Genomic DNA, 24787 nt, shown 5'->3' on the forward strand with positions numbered 1-24787 from the left:
CTAGCTGGCCAACGTGTGGCGTAGTGTTGCCGATATTGATATCGTTTCCAGCCTTCAGCGTTAATGATTGCAAGAGGGCAGCGGCTTCAGTCACGTCGGTCTGGTGCGTACTGCGGACGCCAAGCATGGCATTGGCCAGCGACAGGGTATCGCCTGCTTCTAGCATTATGGTTCCACCGCGCACATTCCCAGAGAGGGTCAGATTTTCACTGGCAAAGAGTGTTGAGATCACAGAACTGGTGGCGTTGCGGACGACGAGTGCCCCCTGGAAGTCAATAGTGCGCCCACTTAAACTGACGGCATCGTCGGCTATCAGGTAGCCGTCCGTCGTTACGGTAATGTCGCCTTGGCTCTGAAGCGAGAGGTGGGTAACGCCAAAGTCACTTCCATCAAGCGTTGAGTTAATGATCAGGTTTTGAGTTGAACCAATTTGCAGTCCGCCAGCCGCCACAATTTGACCAGCACCCAACTCCATTTGCGCCGTGGTAGCAACTATAATCTTAACACTTCCGGCAGACTGGACGGTTGCGGGGTCACCGCTGTTGGCTTTCGGCTGTATAACGGTGCGCCCTTCAGACTCTAACCGGATGGTACTGTGAGCTTCGCTTGTTTTGAGTAGCGCCGCTCCACCAATGGTAATGGTATCCGTAGCGATCAGCGAAATATCGCTATTTGCTCGCACAGTGCCAAGCACGGTGAGAGTTCCGTCAACTTCAAAATGGACGGCTCCGCTCGCTCCGGCATGTTGGGTGTAGAGCGCATCGATCTGTTCTCCGTCGGCATTGTAAATAGGTTGTAACTCGCCACCGCTCGCGGCAAAGCCCCAGATTTGCGCATCGGCATCGGCAATCATTTTAAGGATGCCATCGGGATTTTTCACGACGGCAACGGCGGTTGCTGGCATTTTAATGGCGAGGTTATCATCGCCCGCTCCGTGATTGCGGCCACTGCCACCCTGCAAGGTCATGGCACCTCCGGCACGCAGGGTACCGCCAACTTCGATTGTGCCGCCACCGGTTGCAGCGGCCTTGCCTCCGAGATAGAGTTGCCCCAGAGCTACAATAGTCATGGTGGCTTCGGTATTGATCCAGTGAATGCTTTCGGTTGGTACACCACCAGCAATAGTACGGTTTACGCTGCCACCAGCCAGCAGGTTGCCCATCACTTCAATATGTCCAGCCGTGGTGAGCGTCAGTGTGCCCGTCTGCGTGTTTGGTTGCGGCGTAGCGCTGATACCCCCGCCAACGGTGATCCCTCCGGCAGCCGTTACTTGTATGCCAACGCCATCATAAATGCTGTTTTGTGGTATCCCGGCACGTATTTCGGCATTGCCAGACGCCGCGAGTCCGGAATCGATACGGACTTGTTGATGAAGCGATTCAAGGTAAAGACGATTATTGGCAGCGTTAAAGACAAAACCAGTGCTACCAATATTTCCGCCTGCCACGATTTCGCCGTTTGTGTGCACCGTTTGCGAGCCGATCAGTCTGATTTCGCTCCCGCTGCCGGTCGTGGTGATTTGACTGGTGCGAGCGATCAGAATACTCACGCCATCGCTGTTTGCTCCGTTAAGGTCTATCAGCTCAATACCGCTTTTGCGCACGCCACCGTAAATTTCGACGTTGCCGCTAATGGCGGTCTGCCCTTCCCAATAGACCCAGTGGTCGGATTGTAAAGAGAGGTCGGCATTAAGCCCGCGAGTTTCAATATTGCCCAGCATAAAGAGGGCGCCTGCTCCGCCAATGTGGATATCCGCATTGTTCCCAAGCGTCGTGAGTGTGCCCGTGAGCAAGAAACCAAAGTTTGGTTGGGCACTGCCCGTCGCTTGGTAGAGTGGGTGGGGAGTGCCGAGCGTGCTAAAATACGCATCAACATAATTTACACTCGAAGCGATACCGGCACGTGGCGTCCCCATATCAAGCGTAAGTTGGCCGCTGGCACTCACGGTGCCAGCAATCCACATTTCCGCTTGCGAGTAGAGGTAGACACTGGCCTGCGCCCCTGTTTGGTAGGCAATTGATTCATTGAAGGCCACGCCAGCATTGATGGCCGAACCACTGCCGATGATCATGGCCTGGCTTGATTCAAGGTAAATGCTGGAATTTTGTGCGAGTGCCGAGATTTCGGATTGAGCGTTCAGGATAAGTTCACCACCCGAAACCAAACGGATAGTGCCGCCATTCGGGTTGGTGGCTACGATGCTATCAACAATAACGCTCTGGTTAGTTTGGATAATGACGTCGTCACCACGTGCGGTGAGTCCGCTCGCGTTTGGATCATTAAAGCCGATATTGACGTCCTCGGCCACTTGCAACACGAGGCTATCAATGCGGTATTTATTGGCAATGAGCATACCCGATTCTAACGCCAGTGTGCCGCCATCGGTTGCATCATCGGCAATAATTTGCTGCCAAATATTGGTATTGGAAAAATCTTGTTTACTCAAATCAAGAGTCGCTGCGGCTCCAACATACTCGTACAGGCCGTATTCGGACTTGGAGTATTGCACTTGCACCAGTGCACCCGTATTGAGGCCCAGCGCACTGTTTTGGCTGCTTTCGGTGCGTCGATCGGTACCAGTACTATAATCAGCAGTAATGCGTTGCCAAAGAGTCGTATTGTCAAAGGGATTTTCTAGCGTGGTTAGATCGACCTGCTCATTCGAGCCGAGATAGCGATACAATTCATACGCCACGCCAATGACATCACCGGCTCCGGCGCTAGCCAAGGCGCGTTGTTCGGCGACACTCAGTTCGTCAAAGCGATGTGGTGCGGTAATGACGAGCACGTCACCAAGTTGACCAACTTGTCCACCGCCCCACGCTTCAGCGATAACGCTATTGGCTTTGATGTTGAGGAAATCGTTCGAGGTGGCTGCGCCGAGCTGACGGGTATCAATATGTGGGTTCAGGAACCCAGCAAAGCCCGCATTGAGGCGATATTGGGCACGCGAACTTGATATGCCAGACTCTACTATTAAACTGGCAACACCAGCATTCACCTGATTGGCATTTGTTTGTACACCATTGGCACCATCAATTATGGAACCGCTAAGAGTAATTAACGTTACATTGCCGTTCTCTGAAGCTACCGAGGCGGCGGCATTCTCCCACGCTGTGGGGCGTACCAACACCATATCACCTTCAGTTTGGGTAATGCGGACATTGCCTTCGGCACGCACCGCTAATCCACCGTCGCCCTGTGTATTGCTGACGAGATGGATATGGCTCACTTCACCGTTAATGGCATCAAGGTGTACTACGTTACCCCGAATGCTCATGTACTCAGTTTCACCCTGCCCTTGGCTGACTATCCCCTCTGCAGCGCGGATAGTGACATCGCCGGTAGTTGATTCAACTTTAGTAGCTTGGAAGAGACTGCTCAGGTTATCGCTCGATATAACTTGAACGAAAATATCATCGCCTGCGGTGATACTGGCAAAGCCTCTATTCCCTTCCATCATCAAAGTGACACTGCCACCGGCCGTAATGCTCGGCGCTATCCCATAATACGCAGCGCCGTCAGCAAAAGTAACATTGCCCTGGCTGTTTATCGCCATGAACATTTGTGACAATTCGTTCCCTTGGGCATCGGTGCTACCATCAGCAAGTTTTACATCGCCACGGAAGGTGACCGACCCGACGCTGGTAATATTCAAACCTGGAGTGCCATTGCTGCGCACTACTGCGATTGTAACGGGATAATCAGCACGCAAGTAATGGTTGTAGTAATCTTTATAACCAGTTTCCGTGGTAGTAAGGGTATGGATGGTTTTTGTGCGCAACCAGCCGCCACCGGTAGTCCAGTTCTTTTGTACGTAGGTGTAATTTCCATCGGGGTTAAGTGTTACCTCAAAGGTAATGCCATAACTGCTATCGGTTACGAAGGCCGGCACATCGTTTGGGCTCAAGATCAGCTCGGATTCTAATAATGGCGCGGCATCGGTGTATTCAACGGTTCTCCAAGCATAGCTTTGATCTGCGACTAAAAAACCCCAATCAAAACCAATCAGGTTGAAGCTGTTCTTTTCGTACTTGCGCGTCTCGGTTTGGGTGAAGCTTTGCCCTTCCACCCAAGAGTAGAAGGTACCCTCGGTGGGTTGATAATAAATACGCCCGGTCGTATCGCGCAGGAGATCGCGTGAAGCATATTCGGCACTGGACTCAAAGGTAGCGCGCGTCAACGCCATTGCTTCGATATCATACACCACCATGCCACCGGCACTTGGGGCAAGTGGGGTGTATTCTATACGGTTGTTAACGAGGCTGCCTTGATAGTTGACCTCGGTTATTTCGCCACTAGCAAAAGTATATTCAGTCTTGCGTAGGCGCGAGGTGTCGTTGATGATTAACATGCCGGGACGGGAAACGGATAAATCGATGCCATCAAATACGAGTTCATAAGCACTATCGTTATTGATAGTGACATTCGGCACGCCATCCGCAACACGGATTTCACCAAGGCCGGTATTGAATATATGGCCTGTCACGGTAACACGTCCGGGTGTGGTCGTCATTTGTTCGACGACAATAGATTGGGTGGCATAATCAAAATAGCTTTTGAAAGGGACATCGCCAAAATTCACGCCATGGGCAAATACATAGGGGCGGAAATGGTCATCAAGCGATTGACCTCCCGGTGCTTGATCATAGAGGCTGATAGAACTATTTGGGGCAAAATCGGCACTGATATTGAGCACTAAATCGGTGATACCACTTTGAATGATGCCGTTCAAATTGAGATAAGTGGCAGAAATATTCACTTCGCCACGTGCGATAATTTTAGACATTTCGCGATCAAGTAAGCCGGCACGCAAACTTTCGAAAGCCGCCAAATTTTTGGCAATGGCGTTATCGGCATCATTCTTGACCGCCGTGTAGTGCGAAACAAAATCGGCTAACTGGCGTGGATCGGCAAAGTGTTGCCAACCCGCAACGTTGAGGTCAAAGTTGCCTGCACTGACAATGTCGAGGGTTCCTGCCAATAGCTGGCCAGATACCTGAATGCTGCCCATCTGGTTATTAATCGTGATGCTGCCAGCTTGATTGACCACTGAGCCAAGCACGAACATATCTTGTGGACCGGAGAGCAATTTGGCGATTTCTTGATTCAGCCCGAGCAAGCTTGCTGATTTGCTGCTCTGTAAGATACTGACGCTATTGGCGCTACCACTGCTTGTAGCATGTGTGAGATTAACGTTATTGAGATAAATATTGCCCGGATGGAAAGTCATCATCTGGCCATTGACAGGCCGCACTAAACGAGCATCGTTGATGACCGCATCGGCAATCCGCATTTGTAACGGTGTATTGTTGACAATATCAATCCGCGCAGCTTCGGCTGTTTTGAGGAGGCCAGAACTGATGCGGCTTGCGATCATGTTCGCGTCGGTTTGAGCCGCTTCGATAAAAATCAAACCTGGAGCGGCATAAAGATTTGGCAGATCAAGGAAGGCGACGTCCATGGAACGGGCAATCAAGGTGTACTCGTGACCATTCACCACGACTGTTTCCATCAGCCCTAGTTGCGTGAGGGCATCTTCGACCTGTTCTAGCTGCACCTGATAGCGGGCAATCGCCTCAGCATTGCCGGCATGACTGGACATCCAGCCCAGAATTGTTTCGTGCCGTTCAATTAAAAGGTTGGCAACATTATCTAACCGTACAATAGGAGCCGCAACTTCTACTGGCTTAATAACATAGAACTTCCCTGCCAATGCACTGATAATCGCTTGTTTGGTTGAAAGCTCTTCCGCCGTGAGGTTGTCCGCTGTGAGGGCCGATAAATCGAGTGCCACATATTCCATAGCGACATCCGCCGCAATGCCTAATGTGGCTTTTTCCGCACTGGTCAACTGTGTACCAATGCGGTTCCAGTCAAACAGTACCTGACCTTCTGCTTGCACCGGCAGAATCATCATTACCGCTTGATTATTTAAGGCAGATTGAACACTCGCGTTGGTGCTCATTAACACTTCATTGACAGATGCCTCTACTTGCCCTTGGTCGTTGCGGCTACTGCCGTACGGAATCATAGAGAGCGACAATACGCTTTCGGACTCTGTACCGCGCTGGTTGCCGCCAATCCCTTCCACGGCGCGCAGATAAGTATTGCCAATAGATTGGATACGGGTATTGCCTTGCAAATGAATGCGATTAATTTCGTTAATGCTAAAATCGGCTCCGGGATTCGCTAAAGATGGGAACATGCCAATGGTCGTAATGACCGCATCACTGTAACCATTGAGCTGATTCACTCTACCTTGAGCGTTGACACCAGTAAGCAAATGTACCGAGCCACCACGGATGGTTGAACCGTTGGTGGTGATGAGGTTGAGTGCGCTGACGCGACCCACCGCATCGGCACCAGTCACTCCACCGAGAACTGCCGCCGTAAACATATTGGCGCTAGCGTTGGCCGTTGCCACTGTGCGTGTTGCGAGGTAGACATCACCGCTATCACTGCGCAGTGTTGCGGCACCGATATTGATGTGCGACAAGGTTGCCGCATCAATGCGACTGCGGCCATATGACAGACTAAAGGCGGATACACCTTCAACGAGCACGCTATCGACAGCGTATACATCGGCAACGCTGTTGATTTCAATACGCCCTGGCGCTTCATGCGAACCAAGCACTTCGAGATGCACACCATCTGCAATGTTAACTTCGGCGGTGAAGCGACTGGCGTCGGTACCAAATAGGGTATAGCTTTCAAGTGCGGTGAGGCCAATAGCACCTGCCGAACCGGAAGTTAGGTTATTTTCATGAGCATAACGCTCTTTTAAACCAGTATTTATGGCGCTGATAGAAACGTTATCGCGTGCGAGAATGTTGGCGTTCTGACCAATAGTAACGTATGCATCGCCACTCATTTCAGTGAGCACAAGAGCACCTGTGCCGGCCAGTAAGCCCAGTGCTTTGGCATCGGCGCGAGAATCACCAGCTTGATTATGGCTTGACAACACGATGAGGCTACCAACATCCACTTGGCTATTGGCACCGATTTCAGCGTTAACGTCGCGCGTATTGCCCACAATGGCGATGGTTCCTGCCAAACCAGCCAATAAACCTGCACTGCTGGCTTCACTCTGGACGTACAGTTCGTCTTGAGCATTAGCGTGTATATCGAGTATACCAGCGGTAATATTGGTGTTTTGACCTAAGCCCGCAGTGACATCACCGCTCGCATAGATACGTGCATCAGAAGCACCGACACTTAAACCGGTCGATGCAGAAAGTCCACGAGATTGCGCGTAGCCATCCAGCTGAGAATTGGCAGTCACACTCAGGCGACCAAGCGCGGTAACGGTTGCATTGCCAATGATTGCTTGGGTAACGCCGTTAAAATCAAGGAGTGACACGGAACCAGCCGCGGCTGCGGCAATAAGCCCTGCTGAAACTGCCGTAGCGCGCACTTGACTATCAGCAAAGGCGGCACTATTGGCTTTTACCAAGATGTTACCTGCGGCAAAAAGGGAAGCATGATCATCAATGAGTGCTTGTGTTAAATTATTGATGGTTGATTTGGCTTCGGCGCCACCACCAGCGAGGGCTGCGCCAATGCTGAAGCTGGCAGAAATAGCCGCTGCTTCTGAATAGGCCTCAATTTGAGCCTCATCACTAGCCAACACACTCAGGTTCCCAGTTTCAGAAGCAAAATTCGTAGCTGAAACTTGGGCGACAATGTGGTTATCCAATGTATTACTGGCAATCGAAACGCCAATTGCGACAGAACCGCCAAAAGCTCCTACCGAAGCGGCCAGCGAGGCAGCGGTAACATCTGCCAAGATACTAGAGTGTTCCTTGGCTTCGATACGGGCATCCTCAAGCAGTAGCACGTTCCCCCCACTCAGGGCGGCACTTATCGTCATCGCTATGGTGTTATCGGCTACGGAGCCTGCTCCTGATGCGGCGACACCCACGGCGCCACCAGCCACCGCCATGCTTTTGGCATCGACTATGGCTTCAATAATTGCGTCGTTGGCGGCCTCAATGACCAGCCCGCGAGCAACCATATTCGTATTGCTGACCAGTGCCTGAACACTTCCGCCGATACTATTTTCGGCCTGAGCAGAACCGATAGCAATGCCAATACCAACGGTACCACCGACAGCCAATGCGGCTGAAGCGGCGCCCACTTCGGCACGGATGCTGGCGAGGTTGTCTGCCAGTACGGTGACATTACCGACGGCATCTATATGTGAATCCTGAATCAGTGCTTGTGTTTGGTTGATGATGACGTTGTGAGCAAAGCCAAAGGCGCCACTAAAGCTGATTCCCGCCGTGCCGCCCACGGAAGCTGCTGCCGATATGGCACTCACATTGGCAGTGATGCTCGCATTTTCTATGGCTTGCAGTTCGATATCGCCACTACGTGCTTCTACTTCCGCTTGGTTGATAGCGGCGGTTACTTGGTTGCCAATACTGTTCGCAGCTACGCTGGCGCCCACTGATATTGCGACTCCGACAGTACCGCCAAGGGCAGCAGAGATAGCGGTTCCGGTTAAGCGGGCGTCGATGACAGAATCATCGTTGGCACTCAGGGTGATGGCATCGGCTTTGATGCCACTGCCTTGGCTGCCGGTTATGGTGGCAGCTACATCAACATAGATCTGATTGGTGGCACCAACTCCAGCGCCACTCAACCCTAAACCACCAGTACCACCACCAGAGACCGCTACTGACAAAGCACTGACTTGTGCTTCGATACGCTGCTCGGCTTGAGCATTCAGGCTCAGTGCGCCCCCTGCATCGATGGCCGAATCGACGACCAACGCATGAACATTGCCGCCATCCCTTGCGAGGCCAACTTGACGCCACAAAAGGGTATTGCCGTAATCTTGGGTCGACAAATTGCCGTTCTCTTCGGCCTCAAAGTACAGTACTTCTTCTCCGATATATTCATACGTTTCATCACCACGCACCCCATGCAACACCTTAACGATCTGGCCACTGCTGATGCTGCTGATGTCGATTTGGTCGGTGGTGTAGTGATAACTCGGATCTTGCTCTTCGCGCATGCCGATGACATTACGGGCAATACCGACACCCAATGAGGCGCCAATACCCGCCGTGCCACCTAAACCAACCGATACCGCTAAAGAGCCAACGTCCGCTAGAATAAGCGAGCTATCACGAGCTGCGATAATCACATTGCCCTGAGCTTCGAGAGAACTCCTTTCAACACGCGCAATCGTGTTTCCATTGATGTAATTTTTAGCATCGGCACCCGCTCCGCTAAGGGCAATACCGGATGTGCCTCCGATGGCAGCCGCAACAGAAGCGGCAATCGAAGTAACTTCTATCTGTGCTTCGGATTGACCTTCGATAAAAATATTACCAACGCTTATAACTTCAGTAGCGTTTAATATTGCAGCTTCAACGGTAGTATCAATAACGTTGCGCGCAATGCTGGCTCCTATCGATACAGCGACACCCGTCGTACCGCCAAGGGCGGCGGCTATTGAGGCCGCTCCCGCAAATGATTCAATGGTTGAGCGGTCATAGGCCGTAATTGTGATGGAATTGGCTTCAATGGTGCCATTCGTTTCGCCACGAATACCGGCAAAAACATCGTTGGCAATCCAATTGTTGGCAAGAACTCCAGAGCCTGACGCCCCGATACCAAACGAACCACCAGCGGCCACTGCGACGGAACCACTGAATACGAAAGAACTTATCGTTTGGCTGGCCACCGCGCTCAGTGTTAAATCGCCAGCGGCATTAAGATTTACATTTTCTAAAAAGGCATGAGTGCGGGCGCCTTCGAATTGGCCACTCGAGTTGATGCCAATCCAGTTACGGGCTAAGGCTATACCAATAGAGGCACCAACGCCATTGCTCGAGCCGGCACCTACCGCTATTGAAGCGGCTATAACTGAGGCATTAATGCCACTGTTACTGAAAGCGGTAATGGTAACATCGCCGGCACTATCAATACGGCTATTGCGTATAAAAGCTTCGGCGGAAGTGAGCATGGTGTTATAGGCTACGGCACCAGCACCACTAACAGCGATGCCATTATCCATGCCAGCCCCTACCGCTATCGAAGCAGCTAAAGAAGAAGCATTGATAGTATTACGGATAATTTCTACTTGATCGTTGTTGTTTGCTGAAAGGCGTAGCGTGTAGCTACTGCCATCGGCAAGTACCATAAGCCACGATTTGCCTGGCTCAAGAATGCTAAGTGTGGGGTTTGGGATTACTTTTTCAAATAACGTACTATCGGCATAATCAGCTTGTGATAAATCAATTTCACCCTCGTTGCCAAGATAGCGATATAATGTATCCCGTTCACCACCAGCCATGTGAGATCTATCAACGCGGATGACATCACCTGTCTTAAGCGTTTGCTCTCCATCATTACTGCGATAATTCCAATCAGCAATAATGTCGCTTACTTCAGGGAGTTTTATGCCGGCATCGGTTAAGGCGACAGTTAACTTTTGTAAAATGGCGTAATCATTTGATTCATCGAGGGCATATTCGTCAATATCGGTATCTTCAATATTGCTCTCTTTGGTAGCGGCATCATCAAAATCTGCCGCACTTAAATGTGCACCTGCGAGGCTAAAGATACCAGAGGTGACACCACTTGCCTGAGCATTGATAAGAATATCACCCGTCGTGGCGGTGACGCTCTCTGCCCCTTCGATAAAGGCTTTCGTGCTGTTGCCTATTTCATTAAAGGCCAGAGATAACCCAATAGTTACCGCAACGGAGTTTTTCAAGGAAAGTGAAGCCCCTACGGTGGCAGCACCGGCTATGGAATTAATACTGCTAAAGTCTGCGGCACGTAGGTTAATGGCGGCCGCTACAACGGGCAGTGTGCTGGTGATGTAGGCATGGGTATCGACGTAAATGTTATTTTCGCTATAAACGCCGCCAATACTTGGAGCGACTGTCGTCCCTTTGGAGGCAGCGACCGCTACCGTTGTTGTTTGTACTTTGGCATTGATAAAGGCATTATTTTTCGCTTCGACGCTCAGATCACCACCAACGGTGGTGGCGGCATTGGCGATATACGCGAGTACTTGTGTCCGTTCAGTAACCGTATTGACCCATTGCCACTGTGCATTATCGTAGTAGTTTTCGTTCAGCAATTCGCTGGTTTCAGTACGGTTATCGCCAATATACTCATAGACACGCCCAAGCAATGGCCCATCAACAACTTTTACTCTTTGGCCTTTGGTTAAGGTGGCTGCAGTATCTTCGTGCTCAAAATCATAATCGATATCAGCAGTGGTATTGCGCCCAATGTTATTGGCCGCAACGGATAAGCCAATAGCTACAGCTGGTGTTGCTTTGGATCCAAGGCTGATTGAAACCGCCACGGCAGTGGAAGTGATGGTAGCATCGATGAGGGTGGTGTCACTGGCGAACAGTGACATATTCTTGCCGATACTGAACCCTTGCATGGTAGTGACAAAGGCGTTCGTAGCTCCGTTAATCGCATTGAAGGCTAAAGTGCCAGCGCCAGCGACGGAGGTAGCCCCTTTCAGACTAGCGGCCACGGCTACGGCGGTGGCGGTACCAGTGGCGAGAATACTCCCTTCGCGCCATGCTTCAATAGTCACATTGCCATCAGCCCGCAATTTTGCTCCGATATTGTTCGGAGCACCAGCGACAGATGCAATAACGTCGCTCTCGATGTCATTGCGCGCCAGACTGAGCCCAATGGAAATACTGCGAGTATCGCCGCTACGACTTGCGGCAACGCTCACGGCAGAGGCTTTTACTTCAGAGCTAATTTCGTTTTTACCTTGAGCGACAATCAGCACATCGCCTTTTATGGTCATGGTTTGGGCGGCAATAATGTGTGCTCGCGTATCGGTGCTCAGTTTATTCATCGCGAGAACCGGTGCGACGGTGAGAGTGTTGGAGGAAGAGTCACCCGTTTCAGTTATGCTAACATCCAGCGCCAAAGCCGAATTAACGATGTTGGCGGCAATAGCACCAGCCGATTCTGCCTTGAGTTCGAGATTGCCACTGAGAGTGAAATGGGTATTTTCGATGACGGCATACGTATTGAGGGTTTGCTGGCCGCCAAGTTCAGTACCAAAGGTATCAAGAATATTGTAAAGAAGATTCGTCGGTTTATAACCAATGGTGTTGAACGCTAGCGTGACACCTATTGAGGTCGTCGCTTGCACCTCGCTGTTGACGTTAGCAATAATCGAGGCCACCGATTGAGCGACAACGCTGAGATTTCCACCCGCATCGATTTGGCTATCGCGCACTACAGCATTGGCACCACCGAGTATCGTGTTGGTGGCGATAACCACATTGATGCCCAACGTATCCGCACTGACGACGCTCTCTTCTTGAGCCAAAATCACCGCTGACTCTATCGCTTTCGCACCCACCGTGCCACCGGCATCAATAGTGACGTCTTCAATCAAAGCGTGTACGTCGGAGCGCACATCATTGCGTACTACAAGCCCACCAAAACCGGTACCTTTAGCGCTTTCGCCAAATATGATGTCGGTTCCTTCTGCCACGAAATCGACAATCGCATCAAGGTCGATTCCAAGCCAACGAGAACTATCGGTAAAATCCTCTTGTCCGAGATCAACTTCACCGAGGTTTTCGCGCGCCATGTAAATGAAGCCGGTATCGGCTTCCACTTCACGCCAAAGGCTCGTGTCGGCATAATTCTGACGATCAAGGCGCTGGTTTTGCAAAGCCTGTTCACCAATGAATTGGTACGTAGTTCCTCCGGCACCGCCGGCCATGTCCCAATCGAGAGTGACGCGGTCGCCTGATTGTAGCTTTGCGACACGATCAAACGGGGTATAACCGCTCGAGCCAATGCGCACTCTGTCACCTAGAGTGATTTCGCGCACACCAGAATAATCGGTGTAATTCTGCCCAAAGAAGCTCGCCAGCGCTCGGATGGCGGCGGCTTGATCGCCCTCGTCGCCCGTTTCTGCACTGAGGTTGACCAAAGACTTGATGCTAGCGTCGTTTAAGGTTAAGGCAAGAACATCGCCCATGATGCTGTTGACGTTATGATTTATGCCAGAAATGCTGGCGAAGGCGCGGCTTTCGACCATGTTGCTACCGAGGACAAAACCGACGGAGGTGGCGCTTGAGTCATCCGGTGCTTTATCGCCTAACTCAGAGGTCGTCTCGTTTGTGACTCGTGCTAAAATAGTAGCTTGGTTGTTGGCTTCAACAATCACACTGCCATAGGCATTCACATCACTGTTATGGATACGTGCCGTGACTTCAGCCGGTTGTTCATTGCCAATAGAAGTTCCAATAAGGGCATCGATGGTATTGAAAAGCACGTTCTGAGCTTGCCAACCTATCGTGTTAAATGCCAGCGTGACATTGACACCAGTACCATTGGAGCTGATACTGCTCGCATTACTGGCAAATATTTCGGCATTGTTCTTGGCCAGTACGGCAACATCACCTTCCGTAGTCGTGATAATGCTATCGATAATTAAGGCTTCGGATTCGTTAAGAATTAAATTGGTGGCAATGATGCCACCAAGGGCTAATCCCGGTGATTTGCTGTCGCCAGTTTTCGCTACGGCATCGAGTTGTGCATATATCTGAGCGTCTTCAGTGACCGTTACGGTAACAGTACCCGCTTCTATCCGAGCGTTTTCAATACTGGCATAGGCTGAACTGCGAATGTCGTTGCGGACGATAAGTGCACCCACAGCGGTGGCACCCTTCTCCTCACTTTTTTCCGTTTTAGCTCCGCCAACTCCCGCGACAGAAAAGGCGGTGATAACCTGTCCATGAAGACTCCCCTTAAAGTTGACGATCCATTTTCCATCTTTATCTCCCTTCAGCACGTCGGCTTTAATACCAAGGCTGTCGAGTCGTACGCCGCTTGCGGAACGGGCTCCCAATAAAGCATTGCTGATTTGCTCCAAGCTGGCATCTTTTTCAAGTTCCCCGGTAGTGAATTTGGCGCCATCCATTGTAACTGTTAGCGTGTACTTCTCTTTATCGGGAACGGTAAACTGATAGCCTGGTCCGATGGGAAATTTGCCTATTTTCAGATTGCCAGTCGAGGCTTGTACCGCTTCGGGATCGCTTAAACCATTTACTTTCAGTAGGTCAATGGGGCGAGTTGCTTGCCTGCCTTCGAAGACAATCTTGTACTGCTGGATGAATTCACTAACAGAATAGGGTGTGACCGCAATGTTGCCACGGCCAAGTAGACCCTCAAGAGCCCCTTGGATCAGTTCGGCTTGCATCTCGGCAGTATATTCCTCTGCCCCTTCGATCAGAGTTTCAGCACGAACCACGAGAGTGCCGGGATCGCCCACTCGCTGCATCCGGATTTGCGCCATATTTGTGGCGGCTAACTCACCGATAAAGCTTATGTTATACGACCAGCCCAAGGCGGTTTTTTCTGCTGTGACCTTCACGTTCCCTGCGCCGTGCCAAGCACTCAAGACACTCTGAATTGCTGCGGCATTGGCGCTGATGTTGCTACTAAAGCTCAGTACTTCACTCGTTTGCGATCCATTGCTGAGGCGGAACTGGACACCATAATCTTCTTTGGAGTGAATAAAAGTTAAGCGCTGCAGTTCATTGGCTGGCTGACCTACAGGGAGAACTTGAAATTTCGCTGAAGTTTTGGATCCCATCGCCAATGCGAGTTCAGGAAGCTCTCCCTGATAGTCTGTGCCGTCAAAATGGAGCTCAAGATATTGTTCAGAAGAAACGCCAGGCACTGCCGCCTTAATAAGTGAAGCAGTCGTGGCTTCTTTTGCTGGAGCATCGGGAGTTGTTTTTCCTGGCGCACGTTCCAGTGGTAATTCGAAGCCCACGGCATCCAGTGCAACTATTGCCATGTTAAAATATTCTTGATATTGCTTGAAATCTTCCGGCGTCAGATCACCCAAGTTGATGTCGGGCAACTGAACCTTGCTGGTCATGCTCGTATCAACAAAGGAAAACAGAAAATCTGGCAATATCGCTTCATATATTTCCAGTAGGTCAATATGAATAAAGCTCCCTTTTTCGTTTTCCCCTTCTGACATCCAAGGGATACTATCTAACACCGCACTCAGGGGAAGTTGCCAATCACTGGTGAAACCGAGGAGTTCAAAATTTACATTGGGGTCTGACAATTCGAGGTAGCGCGGCATAAATTTCAGTGATTCTTTTAAGCCATTGGCGATCTCTTCCAGAGTGCCATCGAGATCGATTTTCACCATCTCCTGATTCCAATAATTTGGATCGCGATCTGCCAGAATTTCACTCGCTAAGCCCGGCTTCAGCTTATTCAGTAAGTACGTGTCAAGATCCACTTTAGGCATGGTTACGCTGATAGGCGCAAGGCTGCGATTAACAAATTTGGAGACGTCATCGTCGCCCTCTAAATCAAGGGTGCGCAGTGTAAAGAGATTGCTTGCGGGTGGATTACCATCGGCATCGCGCTCGCCACCGAACATGAACTGGAGCGGTTTCCCCAGGAAGGTCATATTGAGTGTCGGTTGTTTGATAATAAATTCGCGAGGCAAGAACTTCTGCGGTGCTAGGTCGTCAATATCCTCTATGTCTACATAAACCTTGTAGTCGATGCGCGGCATGAAGGCTTGATTGTCACCTTCAACAATAGCCTTGATAAAATCGGTCAATACTAAGTTTTCCCAACCAAAATCAAGTTGTATTCCCCAGTCGACCTGTTCGCCATTGTGTTTAATAGTTCCTAGCCGGTGCTGATATTCAATTGACAGTAAGTCTGGGGTCGGCATGACCAGTTCGAGCATCAATGAGGGCAGTGCGAAGCCAGCGATATCACCGAGATTAAGCTGAATGCCATTGTCAGTCAGTTCAACTCCAGCTTCCTGAATGCCTTCGCCGTTCAGGAAGTCGATGACATCGAGTTCTTTCCAACCCATACCAACCTTAAAGCCAAGTGGATGATTCTTATCAAAGATATTGAGAGTGTGGAGGATAATTTCCTTTTCCTCCATCGGCATTTCGCCATAGAGAAAAGCAAGAATATCGCCTACAAAACCCTCTGGAGGGGGAATTTCCATCCAGTAACGATTGTCATTAAAATCGGTCGCAGAGAGGTTTATTTTGGTGAGAATCTCTTCGTCATCGCCACTCTCATTGATGGCAGTTCCATTGTACCCCATGTAGCGATAGATATGGCCGAGCTCGCCTCCACTTTTATGGTCTTTGGTGACATAGACGTGATTACCAAAGCCAATCTCCACATTCCCTTGATTACTGGTGAAATCGACGCGGATATATTCATCTTTCAGCTTTGGTGCCGTGGCAGCCGCCATAACGGTGCCATCGGCAAGGATAGAAGGCGAATCGGTAGCTTCAACCCAAATGCCTCCAGCGACGAGCGCTTGGCCAATGGGGCTGAGTAAGCGGGCGTCGGCATCACTGCTGACGAAGTTCGTGGCGAGCACAACGCTGGCGGCAGCCCCTGCCGATTTTGACTGTGCTTCGCTGTACACGGTGGCACTAATCGAGGCCGTAACATCAGCCGTCAAGTTTAGATTTCGACCAATATCCAGCGCCGTATTTTCGATGCGCGCCACAACGGCGATCGGATCGACGGTACCAATATCGGTACCGATCAAAGCGTCAATTGTGCGGGTAAAGATATCCTGGGTTTCATAGCCGAGCGTGTTGAATGCGAGCATAACGCCAACCGCCGTGTCCTGAGAGGTAACCACCGCCTTGTTATTCGCAATGATGGCGGAATTATTGATGGCACGCACATTCAAATCGCCTCTTGCGCTGATGTTACTGTCGAGCACGAGAGCACGGCTGTTGCCTAAAATCAGGTTGGTGGCAATGGTACCGCTGGCGGCCAACCCCGATCCTGAGCTTTTTTGGGAGACCATGACCCCAGAGAGCACTGAGGAGAGGCTGGTTTGTTCTTCGGCTAAAACAGATACGCTCCCGGCGGCAACCACGTGGACGTTGTTCAGCTGCGAGAGCACCTCGTCTTGAATGTCGTTCAGCGCAACAACCACTCCAACGGCAGTACCGCCTTTGCTGGAGACAGAAAGAATAACGTTTGACTTGATATCAGCACTGCTGGCGGCACGCAGAAGGAGGTCGCCACCTACTTGAATCTGCTGTTGAGTGGTTGTGGATACGATTTCGGCAACCGCAGAACTGTTGATTTTATTGCTTGATAGGATAAGCCCAACGGCAGTTCCATTGCCAGCGGCTGAACTGCTATTGATGCTGGCTTCGATACGGGCACCTTTTTTTTCTAAGGGGTCATCTCCGAGTCCTCCTGCCTTCACAATGAGGTTACCCCCAGCCATGAGTCGCGAATTGGTGACTCTTGCCACGACGTCAGCCGGACTCGCATCACCTATATTTGTGCCGAGTATGGTGTCAATGGTATTAAAAAGTAAGTTTTGCGCTTGATAGCCAATCGTATTGAAAGCAAGCATCACTCCAATAGCTGTGCCACCGGATGTCATGCTCGCCGAGTTCATGGCGGAGATGGTAGAGGTATTGTCAGCAAGCACTGAAATGTTACCACCAGCGATAACGACAGAATCACTGATGGTTGCGGCAGAATTACTGAGCACAAGATTAGTGGCTATCAGACCATTAACCGTTAAGCCACCCTTCGTACTGTCGGCGGCTTGAGTGAATTTTTCTTCGCTACTCTCAACACTGCCGCTGAGTTTAGCGCTGATGCTAGCGGCTTCTAATGCCTGCAAGTTAAAGTCCGCTTCGGCGCGTACGTTGGCGGCGGTAATACTGGCTTGGACATCACTGCGCAGATCGTTGCGCGCGACAAGCCCACCTACAGCCGTGCCACCACCACTACTACTGGTTTTCATGCTGATCGTCGCATTTAAAGAGGCATTATCTTTCGCGGAGATTGAAAGGTTGCCCCCGGCCTGAATGCGCATTTGACGTTCTTGACCGGTGGTTTTTTCGATTACAATACGCGCTATCGAATTGACCATATTACTGGCGAGGACCAGTCCAGCAGAGAAGCCTGAACCTTCAGTAGCTGCAAGGTTACTAATCGTGGAAAGTAGGCTCTGGCGTGCCGTAGCGGCAATGCGAATGTCGCCTTCGGCCTCTAGCTCGCTGTTGCGAAGTGTGACTACCACCTGCACCGGATCAGCATTGCCAATACTGGTTCCAAGGAGGGTATCAAGCGCATTGAAGAGTACATTCTGCGCTTCCCAGCCCATGGTGTTAAAAGCAAGTGTCGCTCCAATGGAATTTCCTGAAGCGCGTGCTTCGGCGACGTTTTCCGCTAACAGGGTAGATGCATTGCGCGCATCTATATCCATGTTGCCTCTGGCGGTGAAATTGCTGTCGTTGACGACTATTTGCGTATCAGAGAGTACGAGGTTAGTCGCAATAATTCCCGTAAACGCAAATGAAGGAGATTCGGTTGGATCATCGTCCTCCTCTTCCATTTCGTAAGAGTCGGGTTGTTTTCCATCAAGTATGGCCTGTATCACCGTGACACTGCGCGCTAAAATACTGAGATTCCCCCCAACGGTGGCGTTGGCATTTTGAATATCAACCATTACATCGGAGCGGACGTCATTGCGCGCAATGATACCGCCACCGGAAGCACCACCAGAACTCGCTGATCCCATGCGGGTTACAGCAAATATTAAAGCATTATCTAACGCTAAAAGGGTTAAATCACCGGTGGTGCGTTGAGTGGTTGCACTATTGGGATTAAAAATAATCTCACTGCGCGATGCCACCATATTGCTGGTCATCACGAATCCAACGGCAAGGTTATCGCCTTCGGTAATAGTTTCGCTACTGACAAAAGCATCAAGGGTGGGAGTTGATAAAGCGTACAGCTCCATATCGCCAGCAATATTAAAATCGCTCTCTTCAAATTTTATGCTGGTAAGTAGCGGTTGCGCGGTACCAAGTGCGGTAGTGCCAAGGAGCGCATCAAGCCCTTGGCTAAAGATATTTTGGGCTCCCCAACCGATGGTGTTAAAGGCGAGCATAACGCCAACCGATGTACCGCGAGCATCAACGCCTCCTTCAAGGCGTGCATTGATGGTAGATGTATTTTCAGCTCGGATATATAAATCACCACCATTATTGGTAGTGAGATTCGAGTTAACAACGGTTACGCTCACTTCGCCAAGCACACGGTTGGAGGCTACAAAGCCATTCAGAGCAAAAGTTGGTACTTTGTCGGACTGTATCTCTTCGGAACCGATGCTGGTGGCAATGCCAATAAGGCGTGCATCAAGCTGGGCTTGACTTTCGGCCTCAATGCGGATTCCAGCCGCCCCTGCATGTAATGTGCTATCGGCAATACTTATGATGCTCGTATTGTCGACACTATTAAAGGCAAAGGCCATGCTGTAAAGGGTGAATTCGCCTACTTCACCATCTTCTGATTCCGCTACAGGGCCGATGGCTTCTGCATGCGTGGCATCAACAGCTAAAATACGCAATCCATTGTCGCCAGCAGTTGCCGTTGTCCCTTGCAAAGAGACTTCGGAGCGCACTTGGATGGTATTCCACGTAATCATCCCCGTGGCAGAATAGTGACTGGCAGTAGTAGTTTTCAGGTAAATGGCATCGGCATTTAAATTTGCGGCACCAATAGTGATAAGTGCGTCTTCTTTAACGGTTATCCCAGAAAGGCTACCAAGCAAAGAACTGGCTAATGACGTGTCGATCACTACCATGCTATCAGTATGAGCCAGCAAACGGAGAGTTTGACCTGTAAGTGAAACATCATCAGCAATGGTGATGGTAGCACTCGATTCGCTATTAAATACATCGCCTGGCGTCCATATGGAACTTTCATAATTCCATTGGGTTGCCGCAGTAAGAGCCAAGTGGCCACCGGAACTTATATTGCCATTGATCGCAAGAGCGGCGTTGAGACCTTGATCATCATCGCTAAAGTCCTGCGCCAATAAGATAATATCGCCAGTTGAAGTAAGGCTGGCCTGAGCGTTTACACTGATTTGTTCTGACTTTACCAATAGATGGGTGGAGCCTAGATCGATAGTTCCAAGAAAATTTATCGAGTCCCAACCATCGCCAGTGTCAAATATCAGGGCGTTCGCAAGAGTAAGATCGATTAAGTGTGAATGAGAACCGTACGCGACAGAAAGTTTATTGCTTTCATGTTGGGAAACATTGATCGTATCGTTTAGGTTGGTAAATGTAATGGTTTGCGCGCTGAGAGCCTGTAATTGAAGCGTATTCCCCTGCTCATCAATACGGAGAAATATATTATTGAGATCGTGGTCATATAACCCAGTAATAGTTGTAAAATTCCCTTGACGTTCACCATAGGTGAGAAAATCAAACGTTTGTCCTGCGGTAGGGGTAAAACTATCAATAAGCTCTATTTGCAGTGTTCCACTTAGCTCCGCCATGTTGGTGACGTTGAGCTGGTCAAACTGCGTTCCTGCTACCATGCCACCAATTTCAATATGCAGCAGTGCATTTTCATCCTGGAAATAACTGCTTACTGTTTGCTCGCCAGGGGAATAGCCAGGAGCTAAAATCCCTTGGTTATGCAGGTGAATTTCAAAGTCGCCACTCCCACCTACCGTTGTGCCGGTTTCAATGGTAAGGATTTCGTTCCCCACAGAGGTACCAAAAATATCATTAATGTCGCGCACCAGTGCCGACATATCGAACTCGCTATCGGCCGGAGTATCGCGGTCGTAATGCGAGATAAAGAGCGATTCTTCCTGTTGATGCGATAGGTTTTTAGCGACTTGATTATCGTACGGAATAGTAATTTCGTTATCATGAGGCATCAGTATTTGAGCTGGAGCAAATACTGGATCTGCCGAAAGCAGGATACGCGGCTCTAGATTTTCTACTCGGAAAGAGTTCTCAATTTGTTTTTTTACAAAATTTGATCGAGTTATCATAATATAGTCCTCACCTAAGAACAGAATTACCGAGCAGAATCAATGAGGCTTGTATCCATGATTTACATTAGAAAATGTACTAACATTTCTCTACGAGGAAGTGTAGGGAAAACGGATTCGAAAATACGATTTCATCTATATATAAAGCACCTAGGAATCCGCCACAGTGAGTTAATTGCATAAGAAATCAGCTAGTCACAAACCATAATAGGAATTCCTTAAAACGATAATTTTACAAGGATGATTCACCACGCTAACTTTCCGTCTGTGACACCATCACATAAACACACCTGTCCAAATCCGGACAATATGTATCCAGTAATGAGCTAGCGAGCATAGTAGGAGCGAAATCTATGCCAAATATGCAACGAATGTAATTTTAACAAGTTAATAGGATACGATAAGCTAGAGTTGCCCCACGAGGGACAGATTGTCCACACTGGGACAACTTAAAAGATCGAAGAGAAAGTAAAATCAGTAAAACAGCTTGCGGGATGCTTTTAGTAGGCGGGCGGCAGAGGATTTATTGTTGTTACACTGAGCGAGCGCCCAGCTCAAGACTTGTCGATTCACGGCAGCGAGGGAAAACTCTTCCGGGGAAAAGTTGAAACCGAAGGAGATACGCCCATCACCCAGCTCTCCATGGCAGGATTCATCTGACGGTTGCAGACGTAGGTGCTTTGGTTGAATCAGGTCGCCATTAGAAGTAATAGCGGCATACTCAAGCAGGTTGCGTAGCTCACGAATATTGCCGGGCCAGTCGTAGGCAAGTAGTTTGTCAAGTGCCGCCTGTGAAAGGCCGAGCTGCGGTTTACCCTGATGCTGTCTAAAAATTTCCAGAAAACAATCAGTCAGATGCGGGATGTCTTCGCGCCGTTCACGCAAGGGAGGAATGGTGATGGGAAAAACGTTTAAGCGATGGTAGAGGTCACTGCGGAAACTCCCCTGTTTGCAGCATTGTTCGAGACTGCGGTGCGTAGCGACAATAACTCGGAAGTTGGCGGATAGGAGCTGATCCGAGCCGACTTTTTCATAGACGCGCTCTTCCAGCAGACGCAGTAACTTTGGTTGCAACGACAGCGGCATATCGCCGATCTCATCGAGAAACAGGGTGCCACCGTGAGCCCGACCACACTTTCCCTCGCGCTCACGGTCGGCGCCAGTAAAAGCCCCTTTCACATGGCCGAACAATTCGCTTTCGAGCAAGGTTTCTGGAATAGCAGCACAGTTTACAGCAACAAAATTGGTCAAATTCTGTCCGGAAGTAACATGAATGGCGCGCGCCAGCACCTCTTTACCCACTCCACTTTCGCCATAGATGGCAATAGTAGTGCGAGGGGACGCCGCTACCTGCCGAGCAGCAGCAAGGACTTCCCCCATGACCGACGAAACGGAGTTAATAGTGTGAAAGCTGTATTGCTCGCGTTCAGAATTGACCATCCGGTCGTAGTTAGCCCGCATCTTGGCATTGGTCAATAAGCGCTTTATCACAATCAGCAGCTCTTCCCAGTTTAGCGGTTTCAGCAGATAATCATCGGCTCCGTCTTTCATGGCGGCCACGGCATTATCAACGCTGCCGTGAGCGGTAATCAGCACAAAGGGGAGCAGGGGATAACGGCGGCGTATCTGATGCAGTAAATCAAGTCCATCCATCTCAGGCATGACCATATCAGACAACACGAGGTCAAATGAGGTCTGCTCCAAGGCCGCCAACGCTTCAGCCCCCCCAGCGGCACAGGTAGCCTGATAACCGGCATCATCCAAAAACGCTTTCACTATGAAACGGAAGCTTTGCGTGTCATCGACCACCAGTATGCGTGAGGCAAGGTTCATTCGGTATACTCCTGAAGTCGCTGAGGACATTCTGCCTCAATAGCTGAAAGCTGCTCTACTATCTGCCACAACTCTCCAGTTGAGGCAACGGAGGCATGATGCACCAGCCAGCTCGCTAATTCCACCGGCTGCCGTTTGGTCATATATCCATACAGCCCTTTTAAGGTATGAGCCGCCCGGCGAAATTCATTCCGGTCACCCTGCGCAAGTGAATTCCGCAAGCACTGGAGTTCGTTGGCAATATCCGTCACTAATATCTGTTGAAAATTATCAATACGCTTAGGGTTGTTGCTCAGGCCAACAAGGGTTTGCTGCGTTAGCTGCGGGATATTTTTTTGGGAGATGCTCTTTGTTCCTTCAAGCTGTGTCGCAATGACTCGTGCCAGCTGGTCTGGGATCAATGGCTTTTGTAACACCGCGTTGATACCGCCCATATGACAGGCTTCGCGGGTTGCAATATCGGTATCGGCGGTAATAGCGATTATCGGCACCGCTGTTTGCGAACGCTCCTGCTCTCGCTGCCGGATCCTGCGAGCAACCTCAATGCCATCGATGCCTGGCATACGGATATCCAGCAAGACCAAATCGAAAGGCTGTTGCTCTGCCAGTACCAGAGCCTGATGACCATTTTCCGTCAGCGTCACCAAGTGTCCCCATGAGGTGAGAATGTCACCCAGCAGCTGCCGGTTAAAACGGTTATCCTCGACGACCAGAATCTCAGATGGCTCAAGCATTACCGGCACAGCAAAAAGCTTTTCGGATAGTGGCTCCGTTTCCTGCAGTGGCAGATCGACGATAAAGCAACTGCCGACCCCTTCGGTACTCTTTACCGCTATTGTTCCTTTCATCAATTTCACCAAACTGTGGACAATTGCCAAACCAAGACCGGAGCCGCCAAACTTACGCGAGATGGTTGGGTCGAGCTGGCGAAAAGGGCTAAAGATATCCGTTAGAAAGGAAGCGGGTATGCCGATGCCGCTATCTCGCACTTCAAAACGAATAAGTTGATCGGTGCCGTTTTCGTGGCGACTAATGGTGCAGGATATTTCTCCGTTTTCGGTAAATTTCACCGCATTGGCAAGCAGATTGGTCAGGATCTGGCGCAGACGGATCGGATCGCCCAAAACCCAGCTTGGAATTCTGTCGTCTACCGTCACTCGAAAAGTCAACATTTTCTGAGCGGCCAGATGATGGTACTGTTCTTCGAGGCTGGCGAGAAATTGACGAAGATGAATAGACATCGCCTCAAGCTCCAGCCGCCCCGCATCAATCTTGCTGACGTCCAAGATATCATTCACGAGATCCATCAACGAACGGGATGAGTGCTCTAAGATTGACAAGTACTGATTGATTTTCGCGGGATCCGTCGCTTTGCGCGCCAGGGTGCTGAATCCCACGAGGGCATTCAGCGGTGTGCGTATCTCATGGCTCATGGTGGCCAAGAATTGGCTCTTAGCTTTACTGGCCTCTTCGGCCACGGCCTTGGCTCGGCGGGTCTCATCCTCTGCGAGTTTGCGCTCGGTGATTTCCCGCGTAATGCCATGGAATCCAGTCACTTTCCCATCTACGTCACGCTCTGCCGAGTAGCGAATTTCTGCCCACAGCCAGCTCCCATCCTTACAGCGATGCTCCGCCTCAAAAGTGATAACATCGGTATAGATCCCGCGCCGTTCTGCCTCAAGCCGCTGTTGCGCCATTTTCTTGATGGCCGCGATACCGTCTTCGTTAAACATCTCAAACACATGGCGGCCTAGCACTTCGTCTGCCTTGTAACCACGCAGCCGCTCATCCGCCGGGCTGACATAGGTAAAGCGGTACTCGCTGTCAAGCCGCCAAACCACATCGGATGCGTTTTCGGTTAACAGGCGATATTTGCTCTCGCTCTCCCGCAGTGCTTCTTCAGTTTGCTGCTGTTCAGCAATGGTTCTTTCCAATTCGTCATAGGTGTGTTTCAGTTTGTTCTCAACTTCGAGTAGTTGAGCCGTTTTTTCTGCAAGCTGTGCTTGTAGTTGCTTGATGATCTGCTGGTCGTTGTGTTCCATAGTAGGGTGCCTATTGTTAGATCTCTGGGAGTGTTGTCGTTCAGGT

Annotated in this window: 3 protein-coding genes and 1 pseudogene (1 of these 4 cut by a window edge); all 4 read right to left on the bottom strand. The window is 50.2% G+C overall.

The window, feature by feature from the left end; translation table 11 throughout:
* On the bottom strand, positions 1–20749 hold the 5' portion of the coding sequence (locus P304_RS0102230; RefSeq protein ID WP_236613290.1) for a hypothetical protein. The gene continues 16535 nt to the left of window position 1, outside the view; only the first 20749 of its 37284 coding nucleotides appear in the window; it begins with the start codon at positions 20747–20749; the stop codon falls past the left edge of the window.
* Positions 20750–20758: 9 nt separating this feature from the next.
* Positions 20759–20866 (bottom strand): annotated as a pseudogene (locus tag P304_RS17660) (LEPR-XLL domain-containing protein); the annotation flags it as partial.
* 474 nt (positions 20867–21340) lie between these two features.
* Entirely contained in the window at positions 21341–22699 is a 1359-nt protein-coding gene (locus P304_RS0102235; protein ID WP_027389214.1) for a sigma-54-dependent transcriptional regulator, read from the bottom strand.
* Entirely contained in the window at positions 22696–24741 is a 2046-nt protein-coding gene (locus tag P304_RS0102240; RefSeq protein WP_027389215.1) for a PAS domain-containing hybrid sensor histidine kinase/response regulator, read from the bottom strand. Before P304_RS0102240 ends, P304_RS0102235 begins: the two co-directional genes overlap by 4 nt.
* Between the last annotated feature and the right edge of the window lie 46 nt (positions 24742–24787).

The organism is Chrysiogenes arsenatis DSM 11915 (genome assembly GCF_000469585.1).
GTDB classification, from domain to species: domain Bacteria; phylum Chrysiogenota; class Chrysiogenetes; order Chrysiogenales; family Chrysiogenaceae; genus Chrysiogenes; species Chrysiogenes arsenatis.

Excerpts from the sequence above, each read along its gene's own strand:
- P304_RS0102235 (WP_027389214.1), bottom strand. The coding sequence starts at position 22,699 with ATGAACCTTGCCTCACGCATACTGGTGGTCGATGACACGCAAAGCTTC.
- P304_RS0102240 (WP_027389215.1), bottom strand. The coding sequence starts at position 24,741 with ATGGAACACAACGACCAGCAGATCATCAAGCAACTACAAGCACAGCTT.